Annotated in this window: 21 protein-coding genes, 1 pseudogene and 1 other annotated feature; of the genes and pseudogenes, 3 read left to right on the plus strand and 19 right to left on the minus strand. The window is 45.5% G+C overall.

The genetic code is table 11. From position 1 onward, the window contains the following. Nucleotides 1-30 precede the first annotated feature (30 nt). Genes K7397_RS13140 through K7397_RS13155 form a run of 4 tightly spaced genes read right to left on the minus strand, consistent with a single transcriptional unit; the run spans nucleotide 31 to nucleotide 3,840 of the window. Nucleotides 31-1,200, minus strand: coding sequence for a radical SAM protein (locus tag K7397_RS13140; RefSeq protein WP_223068408.1), 1,170 nt, complete (start codon nucleotides 1,198-1,200; stop codon nucleotides 31-33). Then, the gene (locus K7397_RS13145) at nucleotides 1,169-2,305 is read right to left on the minus strand and encodes a glycosyltransferase family protein (RefSeq protein ID WP_223068409.1); all 1,137 of its coding nucleotides are present in this window, start codon (nucleotides 2,303-2,305) and stop codon (nucleotides 1,169-1,171) included. The genes K7397_RS13140 and K7397_RS13145 overlap by 32 nt, the downstream gene beginning before the upstream one ends. Next, nucleotides 2,274-3,599, minus strand: a complete 1,326-nt coding sequence (locus tag K7397_RS13150; protein ID WP_223068410.1) for an ATP-grasp domain-containing protein — start codon at nucleotides 3,597-3,599, stop codon at nucleotides 2,274-2,276. The genes K7397_RS13145 and K7397_RS13150 overlap by 32 nt, the downstream gene beginning before the upstream one ends. Then, on the minus strand, nucleotides 3,592-3,840 hold the full coding sequence (locus K7397_RS13155) for an acyl carrier protein (RefSeq protein ID WP_223068411.1): 249 nt from the start codon (nucleotides 3,838-3,840) through the stop codon (nucleotides 3,592-3,594). Before K7397_RS13155 ends, K7397_RS13150 begins: the two co-directional genes overlap by 8 nt. Before the next feature lie 91 nt (nucleotides 3,841-3,931). Between K7397_RS13155 and K7397_RS13160 the strand changes: the two genes are divergently transcribed. Next, nucleotides 3,932-4,777, plus strand: a complete 846-nt coding sequence (locus K7397_RS13160; protein ID WP_223068412.1) for a PIG-L deacetylase family protein — start codon at nucleotides 3,932-3,934, stop codon at nucleotides 4,775-4,777. Between the two features lie 4 nt (nucleotides 4,778-4,781). On the opposite strand, the gene K7397_RS13165 is transcribed toward K7397_RS13160, so the two are convergent. Together K7397_RS13165 and K7397_RS13170 are read right to left on the minus strand one after the other, a co-directional pair. Then, a complete protein-coding gene (locus K7397_RS13165; protein WP_223068413.1) occupies nucleotides 4,782-5,057 on the minus strand; it encodes an acyl carrier protein in 276 nt (91 codons plus the stop codon). 31 nt (nucleotides 5,058-5,088) lie between these two features. Next, nucleotides 5,089-5,985 carry a hypothetical protein gene (locus K7397_RS13170; protein ID WP_223068414.1) on the minus strand — a complete coding sequence of 299 codons (897 nt, stop codon included), beginning with the start codon at nucleotides 5,983-5,985 and terminating at the stop codon, nucleotides 5,089-5,091. Nucleotides 5,986-6,374: 389 nt separating this feature from the next. On the opposite strand from K7397_RS13170, the gene K7397_RS13175 reads away from it, so the two are divergent. Next, complete coding sequence (locus tag K7397_RS13175) at nucleotides 6,375-7,805, plus strand: NTTRR-F1 domain (protein WP_223068415.1); 1,431 nt, start codon at nucleotides 6,375-6,377, stop codon at nucleotides 7,803-7,805. Between the two features lie 89 nt (nucleotides 7,806-7,894). Here K7397_RS13175 and K7397_RS21570 read toward each other — a convergent pair whose 3' ends face one another. From K7397_RS21570 to K7397_RS13200, 4 genes are all read right to left on the minus strand, one after another. Then, nucleotides 7,895-8,242 (minus strand): SDR family oxidoreductase, encoded by a 348-nt coding sequence (locus K7397_RS21570; RefSeq protein ID WP_237690903.1) that lies wholly within the window; start codon nucleotides 8,240-8,242, stop codon nucleotides 7,895-7,897. A gap of 238 nt (nucleotides 8,243-8,480) precedes the next feature. Beyond that, on the minus strand, nucleotides 8,481-9,413 hold the full coding sequence (locus K7397_RS13190; RefSeq protein ID WP_223068416.1) for a DMT family transporter: 933 nt from the start codon (nucleotides 9,411-9,413) through the stop codon (nucleotides 8,481-8,483). Continuing rightward, entirely contained in the window at nucleotides 9,410-10,015 is a 606-nt protein-coding gene (locus K7397_RS13195) for a GntR family transcriptional regulator (RefSeq protein WP_337926729.1), read from the minus strand. The genes K7397_RS13190 and K7397_RS13195 overlap by 4 nt, the downstream gene beginning before the upstream one ends. A 312-nt stretch (nucleotides 10,016-10,327) precedes the next feature. Then, entirely contained in the window at nucleotides 10,328-10,789 is a 462-nt protein-coding gene (locus K7397_RS13200) for a 2-thiouracil desulfurase family protein (protein WP_223068417.1), read from the minus strand. Between the two features lie 273 nt (nucleotides 10,790-11,062). On the opposite strand from K7397_RS13200, the gene K7397_RS13205 reads away from it, so the two are divergent. Then, nucleotides 11,063-11,242, plus strand: a complete 180-nt coding sequence (locus tag K7397_RS13205) for a small acid-soluble spore protein H (RefSeq protein ID WP_223068418.1) — start codon at nucleotides 11,063-11,065, stop codon at nucleotides 11,240-11,242. 56 nt (nucleotides 11,243-11,298) lie between these two features. Here the strand turns inward: K7397_RS13205 and K7397_RS13210 are convergent, their stop codons facing one another. The 9 genes and pseudogenes from K7397_RS13210 to K7397_RS13245 form a co-directional block, all read right to left on the minus strand. Beyond that, on the minus strand, nucleotides 11,299-11,892 hold the full coding sequence (locus K7397_RS13210; RefSeq protein ID WP_223068419.1) for a YjgB family protein: 594 nt from the start codon (nucleotides 11,890-11,892) through the stop codon (nucleotides 11,299-11,301). A 230-nt stretch (nucleotides 11,893-12,122) separates the two neighbouring features. After that, a complete protein-coding gene (locus tag K7397_RS13215) occupies nucleotides 12,123-12,341 on the minus strand; it encodes a DoxX family protein (RefSeq protein ID WP_223068420.1) in 219 nt (72 codons plus the stop codon). A gap of 28 nt (nucleotides 12,342-12,369) precedes the next feature. Beyond that, nucleotides 12,370-14,061, minus strand: a complete 1,692-nt coding sequence (locus K7397_RS13220) for a glutamine--tRNA ligase/YqeY domain fusion protein (protein ID WP_223068421.1) — start codon at nucleotides 14,059-14,061, stop codon at nucleotides 12,370-12,372. A 70-nt stretch (nucleotides 14,062-14,131) separates the two neighbouring features. Continuing rightward, nucleotides 14,132-14,390 (minus strand) — a binding site (T-box leader). Between the two features lie 98 nt (nucleotides 14,391-14,488). Beyond that, nucleotides 14,489-14,947: a MarR family winged helix-turn-helix transcriptional regulator gene (locus K7397_RS13225; protein ID WP_223068422.1), complete on the minus strand. Its 459-nt coding sequence runs from the start codon at nucleotides 14,945-14,947 to the stop codon at nucleotides 14,489-14,491. After that, nucleotides 14,944-15,756: an N-acyl homoserine lactonase family protein gene (locus tag K7397_RS13230; RefSeq protein WP_223068423.1), complete on the minus strand. Its 813-nt coding sequence runs from the start codon at nucleotides 15,754-15,756 to the stop codon at nucleotides 14,944-14,946. The genes K7397_RS13225 and K7397_RS13230 overlap by 4 nt, the downstream gene beginning before the upstream one ends. Nucleotides 15,757-16,084: 328 nt before the next feature. Then, nucleotides 16,085-16,183: pseudogene (locus K7397_RS22220) on the minus strand (GNAT family N-acetyltransferase); the annotation flags it as partial. A 14-nt stretch (nucleotides 16,184-16,197) separates the two neighbouring features. After that, nucleotides 16,198-16,713: a hypothetical protein gene (locus tag K7397_RS13235; RefSeq protein WP_223068424.1), complete on the minus strand. Its 516-nt coding sequence runs from the start codon at nucleotides 16,711-16,713 to the stop codon at nucleotides 16,198-16,200. A 201-nt stretch (nucleotides 16,714-16,914) separates the two neighbouring features. After that, on the minus strand, nucleotides 16,915-17,454 hold the full coding sequence (locus tag K7397_RS13240) for a histidine phosphatase family protein (protein WP_223068425.1): 540 nt from the start codon (nucleotides 17,452-17,454) through the stop codon (nucleotides 16,915-16,917). Nucleotides 17,455-17,680: 226 nt separating this feature from the next. Then, nucleotides 17,681-18,340 carry a zinc dependent phospholipase C family protein gene (locus K7397_RS13245; protein WP_223068426.1) on the minus strand — a complete coding sequence of 220 codons (660 nt, stop codon included), beginning with the start codon at nucleotides 18,338-18,340 and terminating at the stop codon, nucleotides 17,681-17,683. Between the last annotated feature and the right edge of the window lie 250 nt (nucleotides 18,341-18,590).

Consider the following 18,590-nt stretch of genomic DNA (forward strand, 5'->3'; position numbering starts at 1 on the left):
GCCTCATCACCTTGCTCTTATATGTTGGAATTACCGTCCGTAATGATACAGCAGGCCGCAGCGGGAGCAGACCGGCATCAACCCGCAGGACAGCAGTTCACGGTGCTTGCCGTATTTCTCTCCGTGCCATACCTCATTGACGGGCGCTTCGCTTATGTTGCCGACAGCAAGCTCCGGAAAGAATTTGCATGGCGTCACGTTCCCGCTCGGCAGCACATCCATTCGGGTGGAGATGGCCAGGCACTCTTTCCGCTTCATTCCCGTCATTTGGACCCCGCTCACGAAGTCGCCGATTTCATCAAGCTCCAGCGCAGGCATGAACCGTATCCGGCTGCTCCACGTATGCTCCGAGATGTGGCGAACCTCCTCCTTGAGCGGCTCCACGTTCTCCGGTGAAATGCGGTAGGTGAAGGAATGCCAGCTGCAGCTCCCGGGCTCAATCGGGTTCAGCCAACTGAACTCCTTCCCATATAGGTCATCCATTTCCGCCGCGGATTCAGGGGAAATATACCAGGGATAGACGAAGTAGACGGAATCGACGCCCATCTCCTGAAAATGCTGCATAAAGGCAAACAGCTTTGGAATCATGGCATCGTTCATCGTCAGGCTGATCGAGACCTTGCCTTTGAAAATACCCTTTCTTTGAAGGTCCAGCAGCCGCCCGACAGCTTGTATGACCTTCTTGTAGGTGCCTTTGCCCCTTATTGCATCGTTCTCCGCTTCGAATCCTTCCAGGCTGGCAAGAACGACCAGCCCCGGGCCCATCTTCAGGAGCGAATCCAAATGCTGCTCCAGCAAGATCGCGTTCGTGCAAATCGTAACGGTGCGCTGATCCTGTTCAAGCAGCTCGGCCAGCTGCGAAAATTGGCTGTAATAGAGCGGCTCGCCGCCCCACAGGTACACCTTGGATTTCTTCTCCTGCGTAAACGCCAGCAGCTTCTCTACAAGTCCGATATCAATTTCCTTCCTCTGATCCTCCTTGCTCATATCCCTGTGGAAGCCGTCTTCATTCCATTCATAGCAATGCTTGCAGCGCAAATTGCAGCCGTTGTTTAGCTTAATCCCGATATCCTCCGGGACCTTCATCGCATATCGGCTGTCCGCCTTCCGCAAGCGGCTTGCCCTCGACATGTTCATAATCGTTCGTTTCAGATCGTTGAACACCTGCTCATCGAATTTCCGGGTTGTTTTGGGCTGCATCAAGTATCCCTCCATAATCAATTGATTGATTTCGTGCCCGCATCAGGTTCTCATGCAAGGAAATGAGCTTATCCATGGAATAGCGCTGGGCCTTCCAATCCTCATACCAGATCCCGAAGCCCTGGTTAATCCAGTAAGCGGCATTGGCCGCCTCATGCCTGGCGAACGGTTCCAGAAAAACGAAAGGCGTCGCGGCGGCCAAGGACTCCATCAAGGAATAACCGCCCGGCTTGCTGATGATCGCGGCAGAGTGCCGAATGACATCGAACAGCGGCGGATAAGGATGCTGATTCCGGTAGGCCGGCGCCTGCCCCGGCTCAATCCGCGCAAGCGGGGGAAACTGCATGCGGCCGTATTCGTCTTTTTTCCAAGGGCTCCATTCTGGATCATTCATGTAATACCAAATTTGCTCATGGGGCTTAATATCTTCTTCGTAATAGGCAAGCACACTCAGGCGTTTCCCCGCCTGAAGCAGCTCCTGTACGGCTGACGGATAAGTCCCGATTCCCCAGCCCCCTCCGTGCGCAATATATCGCTCCTTTCTCAAGTGCCAAGGTATTGGAGCCTCATCGGAAATAGTGATCCGATAGGTCATGGCCTTACCCGCCGGGTCATAGAACCAAATATGATTGTATGATTCGACTATGTCCTCGTATACCAAATAAGAAGGAGAGTGGACGGCGTCCAGGTGAAGACAGTCCACCTCCAGCCGCGGGCTCCCGATATAATGTTGATACTGCTCTATAATCGGAAGCCAAAAGCCGGTTGCGGTGATCAATCGGGTTCTGCCCTCCCGGCTCCAGACTTCAAAGAGCTGCCGCAGCTTGACGGAATCTAGGCAGCTGGAAATGTCACGGGCCAGCTCGGCCCCTTTTTTGGCTACGGAGAAGCTTTGATGAAACGCTTTTTTGTACACCGGCACCTTCTGCTTAATGTGATCCAGGTAGAGATCCTCCAGCACGTACACTTCCGCGGGGATGCCTCTGCCGCTTAATTGGCGGCTTAGCTGCATGACCGGGACATAGACGCCCAACGAGTTGCCGGAGCCGAGCAGGGTGATTGGCCTTATTTCGCTAGCTATACCATTTTCCTCCTTTCGACTCAAAGCTGACCCTCATTTGCTCCAAATACCGTTCCCGCTCCGTCAAATCATCGGCGATGACGGTCATGTAGAGCCTGCCTTTACCCAAACCGCCGCCTTCGGGGCGCGCAGTTCCGGCTTCTCCTGCGCCTGCGAACAATGTGGCGGAAGACAGCGGCAGAATGCCGTTTCCCTGCCGGTTCGGATACAGAATGTCATGCCGCTTCAGCTCGTCAAGCCACCATTCATAATCGAACCGTTCCTTGAAGCCGACCGAACGGAAGGTGAAGAAGCCTTTTTTGCCTCGGGTCTCAAGCACCTGATCCAAACGATGATTAATGAATCCCATCGACTTCCGGGCGTTAATTTCAACAATCGGCACTAGCGTTCCATCTCTCAATATCATGGAGTCGATGCACACCGGTCCATAGTAGCTGTCTCTATACAGGCGGTCGGCAGCTTGTATCAGCACTTCGAAGTAGCCTGCTCTTTCGAGCGCCTCCCTTCCATCTGCATCCATGGATTCGGAGCCCAAATAGGCAAACTGCCTGTTGTGCATTTTCTGCAGGCCGACCAGATGAAATGAGCCGTCCTTCATAATATTGAACTGGCAGGAGAAATCGCACTCTACATGAAGGTAAGGCTCGATGACGAAAGCGGCAGCTTTGCCTTCCCCTTCCTGTCTGCGGATATAAGACGCCACTCGCTCCAGGCTAGCCTGCGATTGAAGCAGCATATTGCCTTTTCCGGAAACGCCGTACGGATCTTTAATAAGAACCGATCCATGCTCCGCCAGCAGGCTAGACCCAAGCACCGACAGCTCTTCCGCCGAGTACACCGGCTGTCCGAAGCTCTCGCCAAGCAGATCCCCGGTTAAGCGGGTAGAGTATATTTTGGAATTGACCCGTTTCACCGCTTCGATCCCTGGCACCTCGGTGGCATATCCATATTTGGCAATAACCTCGCGGGTATATGGCACGGCGGCGAAAGGAGATAATGTGTCAAATGCTCTGTACCGCTCATCACGTTCTGGTTCGGATGCCATAGCCTGAAAGAGATTAGCCGAAGCTTTCTCTCCCTTCCACACCAAATGACCGAAGGAGAAACCAATGCTCGCCAAATACGCCTTATGTGCATCCTCCATGGCAAACCGGGTTAACAGCGCGTCACCGCTGCCGCAGAACGGAAACATAAGCTCATCCATCGCCAGAACGATCCGTTCTCTTTCTTTATCGCGAATAGCGGGCAAGCGGGCCAGATTCTCGTCTCTCCAGAAAGACTCCGCGTCAAAAATTCCGGCAACCAGCTCTCTAGCCAATCTTCTTCTCCATGCCGTTCAGGAAATCGATAAAGCCTTCAATGGAGAGCAGACTGCTGTAATCTAGATCCTCGTAAATGATCTCCACCCCAAACCGGTCCTCGACCTCCAGGATGAAGTTAATCATTTGCAGTGAGTCCAGACCGACCTCGTTAATTAAATCGCTTTCAGGAGTAAGGGTGTTTCGTAAGCTTTCATCCTCTTTGACTTTGATAATAATTTCTTTAATACTCTCAAACATTTCTCCTCTTCCTTTCTAAATTAAGATAATATGAATAACATATAATTCTATATTAGTTTATAATTGGAATCAATATGCATGGAGGTGCTATATGTCACAACATGTTTTGTTTATTTCCGCCCACCTGGACGATGCGATCCTGTCCTGCGGCGATTACATCGATGCGCTTATACATAACCATTACCGGGTTACAATTGCCACAGTCTTTACGGGTATGGGAACGAATTTGTCCATGCTGGCGAGAATTCTTCACAAAAAATTCGGGCTGGGGATGGATACGATGGACGTTCGCCGGCAAGAGGATATTCATGCTGCTAGGGCGCTCGGCGCAAGTGTCCTTCATCTCAACCTGCTGGAATGCATTTACCGTAAAAATAAAGACGGCAGCCCCGTATACAACAAGCTGAACGAGCTGTTCAATACGGACTGGAGGACTGAACATCAGGTGATGGAAGAGATCGTCTCCGTCTTGTCTTCGCAAATCCAATTTGAAAATTACTCGGGTGTCTACGTACCGCTTGGAATCGGAAGACATATCGATCACTGCCTCGTCCGGAAGTCCGCCGAGCGGTACAGGGGTCAAACCGGTAACGGCACAGGCGATCACATTCGTTTGATTTACTACGAAGACCTGCCTTATCTATGCTTTAACAATGATTTAACCTGGAGAACCGAGCTAGCCGAGGGACTAAATGAAAGATCGGTCCAGCTCGGGCGCAGCAACTTGAAAGCCAAAGTAAATGCAGCCCTGAAATACCGCTCGCAAATCAGCCTGCTTTGGACGTCGAGATTCAGCATGCTGAGGCAAATGGCGGAGCATGCAAGAGGAGCAGCTCGTCAATCAAAGCTTCAAGGTCCTGAAAGCTGTAATTATTTGTTTAGAGTTTACACGGCGGATGCCCAATTTCCCGTGCCGCTTAGCGAGAGCGGGACATAAGGCGCTATACCGCTTCACCTATAACTAATGCGGCCAGATCAGACACCTTTATTAAGCTTCTGTCCATCTGGCCCAGGAGTTCATCCGGCAGCTCTGTCTCATAAGAAGTTTCCAATTCCACAACGAATTCAACGACCTGAATCGACTCCAGCCTGAGCCACACATCGCGCAGCAGCGTGTCTGCCGTAATGGCCGCATCTCCAGACGAAGAGCCGGAGGAAGACGATATTTTCTGCTCAATCAGTTGAATAATCTGCCTGGTTACATCTTGCTTGCTCATGCCTCACACCCCTTCCCTCATAAAATAGCAACTAGACTATCACTAATTTCGATAACATACTTTCAATTTGCTCTTCTTCTTCTTTTCTTATTTTTTCTATATTTGAAATTATTTTTTCGATAATTGACGATTGATTCGTCATCAAGTACTTGATCAGCAAGTTTCTGCATAATAAAGCGTCGTTCTCTATGCTTCGATAACCCTCCAGAATACCAGAGTCCGGCTTCAAATATCCATGCTGTTCCAGGAAGGGAATACGGCGTAGCATCAGCGTTTTATGGTCGCAGAGCACATGAAACGGCCGATAATCAGCCTCCTGTTGTTTGTCGTGAATCTTAATGACATCCTCAATCAGCTTGGAGTACACTTCCAGGCCGAATACGCAGGGATTCGTCCGGTAGGTCATTTCCCTGCTTTTCTCAAAACAGTTATGCCCCGTTAAAAAGCCCTCTAGTTGAGCCGCCACATTCGCTATATTAAATTCATAGCCCAGCGAATCCGTAAAGCTGATTAACGACAAGCCCCCTTTGCCCAAATAGAGCCAATCATCTCTTCCTTCTATTGCGTGGTAGGCCTTCTCCAACTGTTTGAACGCAACCTCCGCGAACGAATACTTGTCATTAAAGGTGAAATCGGCCACATGGAACACTCGACGCTCCAGATCGTATCCGTAAATAAACAGATCATGCGGCAACCGGTCATGTCCCTGCACAAAATATGCCTGATCAAACACACCGTATATGTAATTGTTCAGGTTGATGCAGTCCACGAAGAAAGAGCAAATATCCTTATTGAAAAAACGAACGGTTCCCCGCTTCAAATGCTGATGGAACAGCCATGGGCAGAACTCGAATGTCGGCGTCCGGTAAAAATCCACATAGGAGCTGCCCGGATTAGAGGTGAGCTGAAGCTGAATAAAGTGGTTCATGATCCAGGGTTCCGTTTGTGGATAATTGGCTAATATAGCGAATGCATTCGCCTGCCATTGCCAAGAAGTAATGAGCGGGTATTGCATCGGTAAAATTCTTGAGATGTCCAAGTAATCCTCCCTTTTAGTTTCTTCAGTTGACGGCCGAGCTTCAATGACTGGTAATTAAGTTCATTTAAATCCATATAAATCCATATAATCCGAATATAGTATACCTCCTTTATATTGTTTTTTCCAGAATAAAATTCAGCAAAGATAAACGAGCATATCCTGTTTGAAGGCGAAACGGTCTTGCTATTTCCACCCTTGCCGTGACGAATAGGGAGAATTGGACATACCTTGCAAGAGGTTGAAACTATGATTCTCTACTCGAGTGAGGTGAGTTCAAATTGCCAATAACGAATGTAATCGCTAACGGCGGGTTCGAAACGGGGTCTCTGGCGCCATGGCTCTCGCTTAACGCTTCGGTTAACGGTACGCAAAGCCATTCCGGTATGTATAGTGCGCTATTGGCCGGAGGAAGCATTAACTCATATATATCCCAATTCATTCCAATGTCCGCGGGTAACAATGTAGAGATTTTCTATTCCCTCGCCAAAAATGGTTCGCAACCCAGCAAGCCCGTAACTTTATCGGTATCGTATTACGATGGTTCGTTTCATCTCCTGGGAACAGGGCTAGTCGTAAGCCATCCTTCCGATCGGCTTCCGAATGTTACATTGACGGACGATTGGTCGGAAAATTACAACGTGACCTCTCCTGCGCCCGAGGGAACTACGCAAGCGCTGCTTACCATCAATGCACTTCCTTTGGCGGGAAGCGCGGGGGTTTTCGTGGATGATGTCCGGGCGTATCCGTTTAACGGAACCCAAGGCCCCCCTGGACCTCCTGGACCGCCCGGACCTCCTGGACCCGCAGGTCCCGAAATTCCGACTTCGTTTAACCGTATTTATGTAGCCGATGCAGGATCATATACGGTTTCAGTCATTAACGGGATTACCCAATCGGTTATGGCAACGATTAATACTGAGACTTCTCCGGTAGCAGTCGCTGTGAATCCCGTTACTAACCGGTTTTATGTGGCCAACCAAGGGGATAATATGCTTGGCGTCTACGATGGGGCAACCCATAACTTCATAACCAATATTACCGTAGGTTCACAACCGTCCGCGGTGGCGGTGAACCAAAATACAAACCGGATATACGCAGCTAATCAAGGAAGCAATGACGTGACGGTCATAGACGGGGCTTCCAACAGCGTTATTACTACTATTGGAGGTGTAGGCACCGGGCCGAGAGGCATCGATGTCAATCCGGTCACGAACCGGATTTTCGTTGCCAGTCAAGGCGGCAGTTTCACGGTATTGGATGGAAATGCAAACAGCATTCTGCTTTCCTACGATATAGCAGGAGATCCGTTCGGAGTGGCGGTTAACCGTTCGACGAATGCGATTTACGTTGTCCGGGAATCGTTCAACGATTTTTTGATCATCGACGGGAATACAAACTTTTCTGTTGGGGCCAATGCAGTGGGGGCATCGCCGTCAGCAGTCGACGTGAATCCGGTCACTAATCGAGTCTACGTAACTAACAGTGGAGATAACAGCATTACTGTCATCGACGGGTTGTCCAATTCGCTGGTAGGAACCTTCCCTGCCGGGAACGGACCGCGCGGCGTCGGCGTGAATCCGTTAACGAACGGAATTTATGTAGCCAACTCGAACGACAATAACGTCTCCATCTTCTTCGGTTTAACGAATTCGCTTATGGATGCGATACCCGTCGGAACGAGTCCATTTGGAATAGGCGTAAATCCTTAAAATACGATTCTTGATTATTGATTATCTTTCTGAAAGAGCCCCAACTTTTTGGGGCTCTTTTTTGTGTGTTTACTCGTTTTACTTAAATCTTACAGCACAAGCCCGCCGTTGACCTCCAGGACGGTTCCATTTATATAATCCGAGTCCTCTGAGGCTAGAAACAGATACGCCCTTGCGATATCCGAAGGCTTGCCAAGCCGATGCAGTGGAATCCGATCCAGCAAGGGCTGAAGCACTTTTTCCGGCATTTTCGCGACCATCCCTGTATCGATTTTGCCCATAATCACTTCGTCGATTTGATCCGGATATACGCCTGCCTTTTCGAGCGCTGCACGAATCGCCACTGCCCCCAACTGGGCAGCCGGAGTATGGTGAAACGCTCCTGAAAAAGTACCTATCGGTGTTCTAACGGCACTAGCAATAAGGATCTCTCGCAAAGGCGGAAGATCACCGCTAGGTCCTGTGGTGTGCTATGTGACACGCTTGTGCGTGGGGAAGGAAATGAGTATGGGTTCCACCGCTGCCCAAGCCATGTTCTTATTGAACTTGCTGTAGGGTTAGAACCTGACTCTAAAGGCGGCCGCTCCGCTCTCCACCCCATACTCATTCCCTCTTCGGATCTACTTGATATGTTAAAAAAGACCAGCGTTTGGGCTTGGCCTTGTAAATGACATTTTATTTTGCATCTGCTGAACTATTTGTATTATTTTTGTTCACTTGTTCTTTTAGCCGGCTTCTAGTTTCCATATGCCGCCCCAAATAGGTGGCAATAACTATTATTAGTCCTCCTAGCCATTCTTGGATCGAAAGGTGTTCACCGCCTAAAAAGACAGCAAATAGTGCTGAAAATAATGGCTCTGTTCCCATCAATAGTCCCACCCGCGTTGGAGAGGTCCGCCTGATCATGGTTAGCTGAATATAAAATGCTAACAGCGTACAAAAAATAGCGAGATAACCGGTTAGCAGCCAAAACGTTATTGATGATGGCACGGTAAAAGCATGAATACCATTAGTTGTCAGTGATAAAACGCCCATAATGACAGCGACGACGCTCAATTGAATGGTTACCAGCACTCTCGAATCCATAACTTTTCCATCTGTCATTTTTTGTGTCACGGTCATTTGAACGGCACGTAAAACTGCTGCAATGAGAATCAGTACATCTCCAATATTAAATTGATAACCGTTGTTCATTGTTAAAAAGAACGTTCCGATGACTGAGAGCAATACAGCCCCTAAAATACCTCCACTCAGTCTTGTTCTGAACATGAGAGATTCCATAATTGGTGTGAACATAACGAACAAACTAATCAAGAAACCAGCGTTAGAAGCAGATGTACCCTGAATCCCCCAAGTTTCTGATGTGAAAATAGCTGAAAGAAATAAGCCAAAAATAATACCTGACCGCCAAGTATGAATCGAGGCTTCCGCACATTTTTTCCACGTCAGTAGAACCATAATAACCGCTGTAAGCAGAAAGCGAATAAAAAGGAACGGGAATACCGCTATATCCAATAAAACAATCTTTGTTGCAAGATAACTGGAACCCCATACGACCGCAATAAAAAGTAAAGATAAATCGGCTAGCCACTGCTTCTCTGTCTTCATGATTGTTTCTCACTGACCAGAAAATTGTAAACTTCCTTCATCGGTCTAAGCCAGTTTTGCTTCATAATTGACACAGCCTGCTCTGGATCATGCTGTTCAAAAGCTTGGATTAGAGCTTTATGCTCTCTTATTGATTCTCTTACTACCCATTTATGACTTTCTAAAAACAAATATTTAAACCGCCGAATATGTAATTGCAATATTGACGAGAAGTCTGTAATGTACGAATTATCAGCAAGATCAACAATAAAATCGTGGAACTTCTCATCACATTCCATGGTTATAAATCGTTGATCTTGATTCATTAACTGCTCGTATTCGTTTGTCATTTCTTTCAATCTTTCAATTTGTTCTTCCGTAATTATTTTGGCAACTTCTTCTGCCGCCAAAGCATGCAAGGAAGCAAGCGGCGGATAAATTTTTATAACATCTTCTCTTTTAATCTTGGTTACCCGCGTCTCTTTTCCCGGTCGCATTTCAATAAAACCTTGAACCTCTAACATCTGCAGGGCTTCCCGGATCGGTGTGCGGCTAATACCTAAAGCTTTTGAGAGTTCTGTATCGTAAATCTGTTCACCAGGCTCAAGCGTTCCATCAATAATTCATCTTTGTAATTGGTTAAATGCTTTATCTTTGGCCAACATTCGAATGGGTGAAGAAAAATTTTGAGGTATCGGCATGAATTATTCCCCCTTTTTAAGCGATATATTGCATACATATATTTTATTATTATTTTCTTGAAAAATAAATGGTTAATTAAATCGTGAGCCAAGCAACACACAAAAAGGGGTTATAAAACGTAAAAGTTCGCATTTCGGGTTACCATCGGTAACTCTGAAATACGAACTTGGGATCCAAAAAAAGCCGATATGCTTAAATTTATAAGTGGCGAATATTCCGGGACTTTTATGTTATTACATCATTCGCGCCAGTTCCTGTTCGACCTCATCCAGCTGATCTTCGCCAAATACTTTTATGCCATTGCTTCGAAGCAGTTCGGTTGTTAAACCTTGACCGGGGACTTTCGTATCCGTGAAGGTGCCGTCATAAATAAACAAGCTTCCGCAGGACGGGCTATTCTGTTTCAGAATGGCCAGCGCCACATTATGCTCAAGCGCAATTTGAAGAGCGGCATTTGCGCCTTTCATGAACGGTTCGGTCACATCTGTGCCTGCCCGCGTAACAACCCGGTCACCTTGGCGCTGAGCGTCTGGCCGGGGTGTTGGAAGTCCGCCTGTTACCTCAGGACATATCGAAACGAGCAGGCCCTGCTCATACCAATTTAGAAATCTTGGATCAAGGCAGGGAACATCCCCATTGTCATATCGAACCTTATGCCCCAGCAAACATGCGCTCACCAAAATCTTTCTAGTCATCTTGCACCTCCTGGTTATTACTCTCCATCGCAGTGGCTTTCTCATTTTCATCGTAGTAGATTGGCATCCCGATGTAAAGACTGATTTGCGTGATTCTGCAGTATTGCCGCGTTGGGTTCAGCTATCCAGGAAAGTTTAGATTTTTTGTGAGGCAACCCGTTTGTGTATGAGATTAGCCGCTCTGGACAATTTATTAATGTGCAGGCGGAATATCCAATCCCGTTTGCGGACAAATTATTTATGAATGCAAGCATCAGTCAGGAGGTAAGGGTGATGAATACTCAACGCGCAAAAGAAATTGTGACTTTGCCTACCATGGTTAATGTCACCTATGATGGAGTTCCCATCTATATTCAGCATGTGGATGAGAAAAATGAAACGGCCAGAGTCTATCCGCTTGATAAGCCGGAACAGGAACGAGATGTAGCGCTAACCGATCTAATCGAGCACTAAAAAAACAGGAGGAGATGCTTCAGCGCGTCCCTCCTGTTCGTTATTCATCAGCTTTGTCACCCTTTCAAAAGATTAATATGATCCAGATCGGTACTGCTGTTGAAGATAAACTCCAGCTTATACGCTCCGCGAACATAAGTCAGCTTGATTTGCTTAGACTTGCCGTTTTTGATCGTAGCACTGGCGTCTGGAGCAAACCAGTGCTGCTTCAGCATTTTCATGGTGATGCCGCCGATGTTCGTTTGGCGTTCCACATTCGTGCCAAAGTAACGCATTTCGCGGATTTTGTTCAGTTTATAGGAAAAGGCATAGCCGGGATTTCCCATATCTGCGCCGTAAAGATCGAAGGCGTCGGCATCTTTTCCAGCAATGGAAGGGTCTCCAAGCTTTTTGATTACGTCCTGCTTGGTACTTTCACCAACGGTCAGGCCGCTGACCGTTCCGGGAAACTGGCCTTGCAAAGCCGGTTTATAAAAGCTGTTAAGTGTTTTCAGAGCCTGCTCGGAAACATAGCTGCTGGTGCTTGCTGCATTTGCCTGCTGCACAGGCAAAACGGTGTTGTTTATTCCCAATCCCAATGCGCTCAGTCCGACAATTCCCGCCATAGTGAAGGTGATGGCTGCTTTTTTGGCTGGCTTTTTAAAGTTCATGGTTATACGTTCTCCTTATCGTGTTTCTCAAACAAACAACTCGAGCTCACACTAAATGATAATAGAAGGCAGCAAGTTAATGGGTTAAGAATCCGTTAAGATGAAATATCAGTTTTGATACCCTATGGGAGAAACACGATTCGTAAAATAAAGCAGCCTTGAAAGAAAATAGGCTTTCCTCAAAAGTTATTGTTAACTACTGAGGGGCAGCCCGATTAAGGTGAGTGTACTTACAAAAGGGCATCGATCGAAAGAGAACCTGCACCAATCAACGCAATGCCCACCAATACCGCAATGAGAATCAGATTGAATTCATATCCGCCCGAGGTGTTCCAGAAGCCATTCTTAATATGGACTTTAAAAATGGCCATGAGCATCGTCAGCACTAGAACAACAGCTGTCGCCGGATTCTTAAAACCGCCCCTCTTAAAATGAAATTTTTTTACCATGCCTGCGCTCAGGCTGAAATACCCGGGGTTATTCTGATCCCCGGGCTTTTTTCCATGAATCCTTTAAAGACACAATACGGTTGAGCACCTTTGTATGCTCAGTCGTATACCTCGCATCAAGGCAGAAATAGCCGTGCCGGATGAACTGATATTTTTCCTGAAGTGAAGCCTCTTTAAGAAAAGGCTCCAGAACAGCCTGCTTTACTTTGATCAGCGATTCCGGATTGAGCACCTCTTCCCATGTATTTCCCGACTCCACAATAGCTGCGGAATCTTTGAGAAGCTGATCATACAAATGGACCTCCGCTCTGATTCCATGCGCTGCCGACACCCAATGAATCGTCGCTTTTACCTTTCTCCCGCTAAACCCTGTTCCGCTTTTCGTCAAAGGATTATAGGTGCAGTGCAGCTCTTTGATTTCCCCAGTGGACGGATCTTTGACCACCTGCTCGCATTTAATAAAATAGGCTCCTTTCAGCCGAACTTCCTTCCCCGGAGACAATCGGTGGAATCCCGCAACCGGCGACTCCATAAAATCGTCCCTTTCAATGAACAGCTCTCTTGAAAAAGGAACCTCCCGGCTGCCCATCGCTTCATTTCCTTCGTTATTTTTGAGGCTGAGCCTCTCGGTTTGATCTTCCGGATAGTTCGTAATGATAACTTTCAAAGGATTCAGGACGGCCATCACGCTGATGGATCTCTCCTTCAAGTCCTGCCGGATGAAATGCTCCAGCATAGCCGCGTCAACCGTACTGTTTTGCCTAAACATTCCAATATCTTCCATAAAACGCTGAATGCTCTCCGGGGTTACGCCCCTGCGTCTGAGTCCCCTTAAGGTTGGCAATCTGGGATCGTCCCAACCGTCCACAAAGCCTCCTTCAACGAGTTCCCTCAAATATCTTTTGCTCGTTACCAGACCGGAAATATTTAAACGTCCGAACTCTCTTTGTTTCGGAGGATTTGCAGCTTCAAGCTCGTTCAGCACCCATTCATACAGCGGCCGGTGGTCTTTAAATTCGGCAGAGCACAAAGAATGCGTAATCCCTTCGATCCAGTCCTGAATCGGATGGGCAAAATCATACATGGGATAGATGCACCATTCGTTTCCGGTCCGATAATGAGCTGCGTGAATAATCCGGTAAAGCACCGGATCCCGCATATTCAGGTTCGGCGAGGACATGTCGATTTTGGCGCGCAGGACTTTGGACGAAGTCGGAAAGTTTCCCTTTCTCATTTGTTCGAACAAGCTGAGATTTTCGGCAGCAGACCGGTTTCGGAAAGGGCTGTCTTTGCCCGGCTCGGTCAGGGTTCCTCTGTATTCTGTAATTTGCGTGGGAGTCAGATCGCAGACATAGGCCTTTCCCTTGCGGATCAGCTTAACGGCGGCCTCGTAAATTTGCCCCGAATAATCCGAACCGAAATAAACTGCCGGCTGAAGTCCCAGCCACCCGATATCTTCCTTGATCGCCTCCACATACTTGGTGTCTTCTTTAAGAGGATTGGTATCGTCAAAGCGAAGGTTAAATGTCCCGCCACATTTCTGTGAAATGGAATGATTCACATGAATCGCATACGCGTTCCCGATATGCAGGTAACCATTCGGCTCCGGCGGGAATCTTGTGGCAATGGGTCTGTCAAATACGCCGTTTTCTGCGTCATCCATAACCAGCTTCGTCAAAAAATCGGTCGCCGCTTCTTCTGCTGCCTTTTCATTTTTCATGAGATAATCCCCCTTCAGATAGTGTAATCAGAAAATTTCAAACAAAAAAATCCCGCCTCCAAGACTTGGTCTTGGGGACGAGATTTGGTTCGCGGTGCCACCCCGGTTCGCCGATATATCACTATATCTGCCTCTTCAGGTACGGCCACACGTAAAGGCTTATACCCTAGCTCTATAACAGGAGCTCCTGTCACACCATCCCTTAACTACATAGTTCCGATGCGCCGCTCAGAGACTTGGTTCAATGAAACCTTTCCTGCTCCTTTTCAGCTGCCGGAGCTCTCTGTGAGGAATCCTGATTCATTTACTCTTCTCTTCATTGCGTTTTTCATTTGGTATATATTAGCACTAATCATGTCAAAAGTAAACGGGATGTTCGCCTCACCTCTTCCACAGAATAATCAATGAATCACTTGATTGCATGCCCCTACTCAATAAGCTTTCGATTGATCAACGGGGCTCCGGCAGCATGATGTTTCAAAATCAGCGTCATGGCATCATACAGTTGGTTTATATAATCGCTTGGTATCTGGTCGGACAGGGTTTGATACATAAGCTTTTCGGATTGACTGATTTCTAATGATTTCTGTTTCCCTTTCTCGCTTAACATTAGCGTAACGGCACGGCGGTCAGATTCGGAAGTGGAACGAGTGACATACCCTTCTTTAACGACCGAGTCGACAAGTCTTGAAGGGCTCCCTCCTTCACATATTAAAAGAGTCCCCAGTTCTTTCAGAGAAAGCGGCCCAAATTCGTCCAGAACACGAATCACCTCGGCTTGTGGACCTGTGACACCGATTGATTTTACTATTTCCTGAAATTTTCGGCTCCCTTCCCTTTCTAAAGCAAGGATCATATAGCGAATGGCTTCGATTTTTTTCATCATGATTCTGACCTCTCCTCAATAATGATGTTCGGTCTTGGATCATGGGTCCCTAATACGTGGGCATGATTGTGCATTTTAGACCATAACTGTAATTTTTGGATCGTTTGCTGAGCTAATTTGGGGTGTGAAGAAACGCCATCGACAATTCCTTCCCTTAAGTGAACTTCACTAAATACCGCATCGCCGGCAATACAAATTGGATTTTCGTCATAAATCAGAAGCGACTGATGTCCTCTCGTATGGCCGGGAGTGGGAACCAAAATAAGGGTTCGATCCTGAAAAATGTCATATCCCCGTTCAAAGACTGCAGCTTCCTTCATGGGAATAAAATCAAGCAGCTTATATGTATGGTTCGGATAATCAAAATGTGCTTTATGATAGCCGCCGAGTAATGAAGCCCCAAATCGGTGGGCATCTTTCCACTCATTCTTCGTAACGTAGACCGTTGCATGTGGAAATAAATGAACTCCTCCAATATGATCGGTATGCAAATGGCTAAGGATCACATGTTGTATGTCTTCCGTGCGATATCCAAGCTGCTTCAATTTTTTATCGATCGCATCCTCCGGCTTTAAATCAAATTCTACCGTTCTGGGCGACCACCATGGAATGTAAGAAGGTTCATTCCGCTTAGGGCTTTCTCCCGTATCAAATAATATCAAACCGTTTGGATGCTCAATTAAATATACATGAATGGGAATTGTCCCCGCCCAGTCCTTTGAAAAAAATACCCATAAACGGTTCCTTGAACCTTCAATATGTTCTTTATGAACACGAACGCGGCCTACTTCAATAGCATGTACTTTCATAGATTTCTGCACCTCTCGCCTGTTGGTTAAAAATAACATATCCCCAGTATAGATGATACATCATTATATGACAAGTCATCTAAATGGAGATAACTAAACCATCGCCTTCTCTAAAAGCTATATTGGAGCAAGAGGAATTAAAAAAGAAGATCACAGCAACATGAGTCGCCGATATCTTCTTCTTAATGCAGCGTAGAATGCAGTTTTAACAACCAAAAACGGTCTTAAAATGATGTTCTTTTATTTGGCATTTTTGAACAGACTAAACATCTTTCCCTGATTGCTTTTCATAATTCCTTATTATCATTCCACTAGTTCTTTACCAAGGTCCTGGTCCTCTGTATGTTGGCAATACTTCAAGTAAAGGTATATATGCGGTTAATACACCGTCTGACAACGCATTTATAAAACCAACAACTTTATCTGTTGCTTCAAAATGTATTAAGATACTTTATCTTTGCCAAAATAATATTCTTTCGTTAAATCTTCAAAAAACTTCCTTATATACTCATGTTCAATAATATATTTAATATAGATTCCTTTTCCTTTAATATCGTTTCTTGTTACATAAATATTATTTGAGTTATATTGAATTCTAATCTCAGAACCTGATCTCATGTCTAATACGATTCCAGCAATAATACTTCCCTCAACTGAGCCAACTTCATGAACCGAGTTAACTGGTACTGAATTAAACCAACTAATCAATTTATTCATTTCTTCCTCATTTATATCAATTTCGACATGTTCAGCTTTAGCCATCCCTGAACCCATACTCTTATATATCACCTTACCAGCTCTTGTGTCTTTGATGTCCTTTTTTGATATAGGTTTGTGTAATAAAAGTTCATTCATAAAATTTTTATCTTCTTTGTATTTCAACCAACCAAATACACTTCCTAGAGCAACCATAATCATTATTAAAAGAAAAAAGGCTCTTACATATTTATTAGCCATTTAACTTGGCCTCCATAATTGTTTTGCTCATTTGTTGCCCCCATTTCACATAACGTTCTTGTGTTCTTGACGTCGATTCCCCTTAGATAGCTCCTATCTTAGGGGAATCGATGTGTCTGCACGGAATCCCTCGGGCAGACCGAGCGGCGTCAGCCGCTAAGCTGGAACACTGTGTTATGTGCTGTTGCCTCTTCTTCGAATTCACTTCCAAATACGTTTTATTGTTTTCTCCTTATCTTCCATTCTAATTTTATATACATCCGGATTGCTAAGCTTTCTCCATTCTTCAAATCCTATATTATTATCAAAATGCTTTAAAATCAGAGACATTAAAGCACCATGCGTTACTACAGCTATATTCTTGTTCGATCCACTTATTATCTCATTTATTACTTCAATTCCTCTATTCATTGCTTCTCTGGATGATTCCCCGCCCTTATACTTCAAATCAACGTTATCGTACGTCAACTTTAATTTATCCATCCAGTCGACAAGATCAACCGTACTTAGGACTCTTTCTTTTAGCCTTTCTTCAATTGTGTAACTTAAACTTAGTATTTTACATAACGGCATGATCGTTTCAATTGCACGTCTAAATGGACTTGTAATTATTAATTCTATTCCTTCGTTCTTTAAAAAACTTGCAAGCTCTTGGGCTTGTCCTTCTCCTTCTAATGTTAATTTGGCTGAAGGATCTTGTCCCTCGGCCTTACAATGTCTTATAAGAAAGATATTCTTCATCGAACTGACTCCCTCTTATATCTTTTAGGCAATTGCAAATAACGTTTCAGTATTCACGAACCCTCACCACCTTAAGGTCCGAAGGACCGGCCGCGATGCGGTTAGGTGGTGAGGGTTGTCGCCTGATTCACTTCTCTGAAAATTCCTCTTGGCGACCGAGGGTCTCGTCAGAGGCCCGATGCGTGAATGCGGTGTTAGGCGAAGTAATTGCCCCCACGAGTTACCTTCAAGTGATCTTAACTCCAATTCGTGTGTCTAATATTTCTTTAATCTGGGTAACTGTACCGTTCACAAATTCATCAACTTCTCTTTGGGTTAGATATACAAATTCGTAGTCATCAGTAATTGTTTCTTCTAAATAAAATCTTGTTATCCGTCTTATTTGCTCATTGATCTGACCTTCTGGGAAGAAATTCAAATAATCTGGAAATTGGTTAATGTATTGAAATGCAGTCCAAAAGATACAGTATCTATTGCTTTTTAAGTACAAAAAATCTAAATTATACCAGTCACGTTTAATTAAATTCCAATAATCAGGTGAACCTAGTATATCTTGATATACTCTCTCCTCCTTTTTTTGTTTATATAATTTGCTCCATTCCTGATCAGTCACTAAATGAAAGTAATACCCTAAACAAAAAGATAATCTTTTATCATTAATACTCTTCCTGTTATTTTCAATATATTGAGAATAAAACAATTCGGCATTTATCTTTCCGTTAATCTTAAAATGCGTAATTTCCTTTGGAGGATTTAGTCTCCCATCCAATCCATAAAGTCCGCAATCCGGTCCAATGTTACCCACCAAAAAATCTTCATGACTGACATTAATGCCTAAATCTATTAATTTTTCAGCGATTCTGAAATGTGTCACCCAAGTGGCCATGTTTCACCTCCGAAGATTATTTATATGTTTTATTATTTTGCAATTATTTCGCCTAACGTCTCAGTATTCGCGAACTTCGCTAATAACTCCATAATATGGGTTTATTTCTGAACTTGTAAATATCTGGACAGTGAAAAGTTCTAAGGGTTAAGAAGCCAGAGAATCGCTGTCAAAATCAAGCTGCTCTTGCTTGGAGCGGATTATTCTCGTTATGGATAGATGCGGGTTGCGAGCAAACAGGTGAAAAATA

The organism is Paenibacillus caui (assembly GCF_019904135.1).
GTDB classification, from domain to species: Bacteria; Bacillota; Bacilli; order Paenibacillales; family Paenibacillaceae; genus Fontibacillus; species Fontibacillus caui.

Excerpts from the sequence above, each read along its gene's own strand:
- K7397_RS13215 (WP_223068420.1), bottom strand. The coding sequence starts at position 12,341 with ATGGTAAAAAAATTTCATTTTAAGAGGGGCGGTTTTAAGAATCCGGCG.
- K7397_RS13230 (WP_223068423.1), bottom strand. The coding sequence starts at position 15,756 with ATGAAAGTACATGCTATTGAAGTAGGCCGCGTTCGTGTTCATAAAGAA.
- K7397_RS13155 (WP_223068411.1), bottom strand. The coding sequence starts at position 3,840 with ATGTTTGAGAGTATTAAAGAAATTATTATCAAAGTCAAAGAGGATGAA.
- K7397_RS13160 (WP_223068412.1), top strand. The coding sequence starts at position 3,932 with ATGTCACAACATGTTTTGTTTATTTCCGCCCACCTGGACGATGCGATC.
- K7397_RS13200 (WP_223068417.1), bottom strand. The coding sequence starts at position 10,789 with ATGACTAGAAAGATTTTGGTGAGCGCATGTTTGCTGGGGCATAAGGTT.
- K7397_RS13190 (WP_223068416.1), bottom strand. The coding sequence starts at position 9,413 with ATGAAGACAGAGAAGCAGTGGCTAGCCGATTTATCTTTACTTTTTATT.
- K7397_RS13140 (WP_223068408.1), bottom strand. The coding sequence starts at position 1,200 with ATGCAGCCCAAAACAACCCGGAAATTCGATGAGCAGGTGTTCAACGAT.
- K7397_RS13170 (WP_223068414.1), bottom strand. The coding sequence starts at position 5,985 with ATGAACCACTTTATTCAGCTTCAGCTCACCTCTAATCCGGGCAGCTCC.
- K7397_RS13210 (WP_223068419.1), bottom strand. The coding sequence starts at position 11,892 with ATGAACTTTAAAAAGCCAGCCAAAAAAGCAGCCATCACCTTCACTATG.
- K7397_RS13220 (WP_223068421.1), bottom strand. The coding sequence starts at position 14,061 with ATGAAAAATGAAAAGGCAGCAGAAGAAGCGGCGACCGATTTTTTGACG.
- K7397_RS13225 (WP_223068422.1), bottom strand. The coding sequence starts at position 14,947 with ATGATGAAAAAAATCGAAGCCATTCGCTATATGATCCTTGCTTTAGAA.
- K7397_RS13165 (WP_223068413.1), bottom strand. The coding sequence starts at position 5,057 with ATGAGCAAGCAAGATGTAACCAGGCAGATTATTCAACTGATTGAGCAG.
- K7397_RS13240 (WP_223068425.1), bottom strand. The coding sequence starts at position 17,454 with ATGAAGAATATCTTTCTTATAAGACATTGTAAGGCCGAGGGACAAGAT.
- K7397_RS13245 (WP_223068426.1), bottom strand. The coding sequence starts at position 18,340 with ATGGCCACTTGGGTGACACATTTCAGAATCGCTGAAAAATTAATAGAT.
- K7397_RS13235 (WP_223068424.1), bottom strand. The coding sequence starts at position 16,713 with ATGGCTAATAAATATGTAAGAGCCTTTTTTCTTTTAATAATGATTATG.
- K7397_RS13205 (WP_223068418.1), top strand. The coding sequence starts at position 11,063 with ATGAATACTCAACGCGCAAAAGAAATTGTGACTTTGCCTACCATGGTT.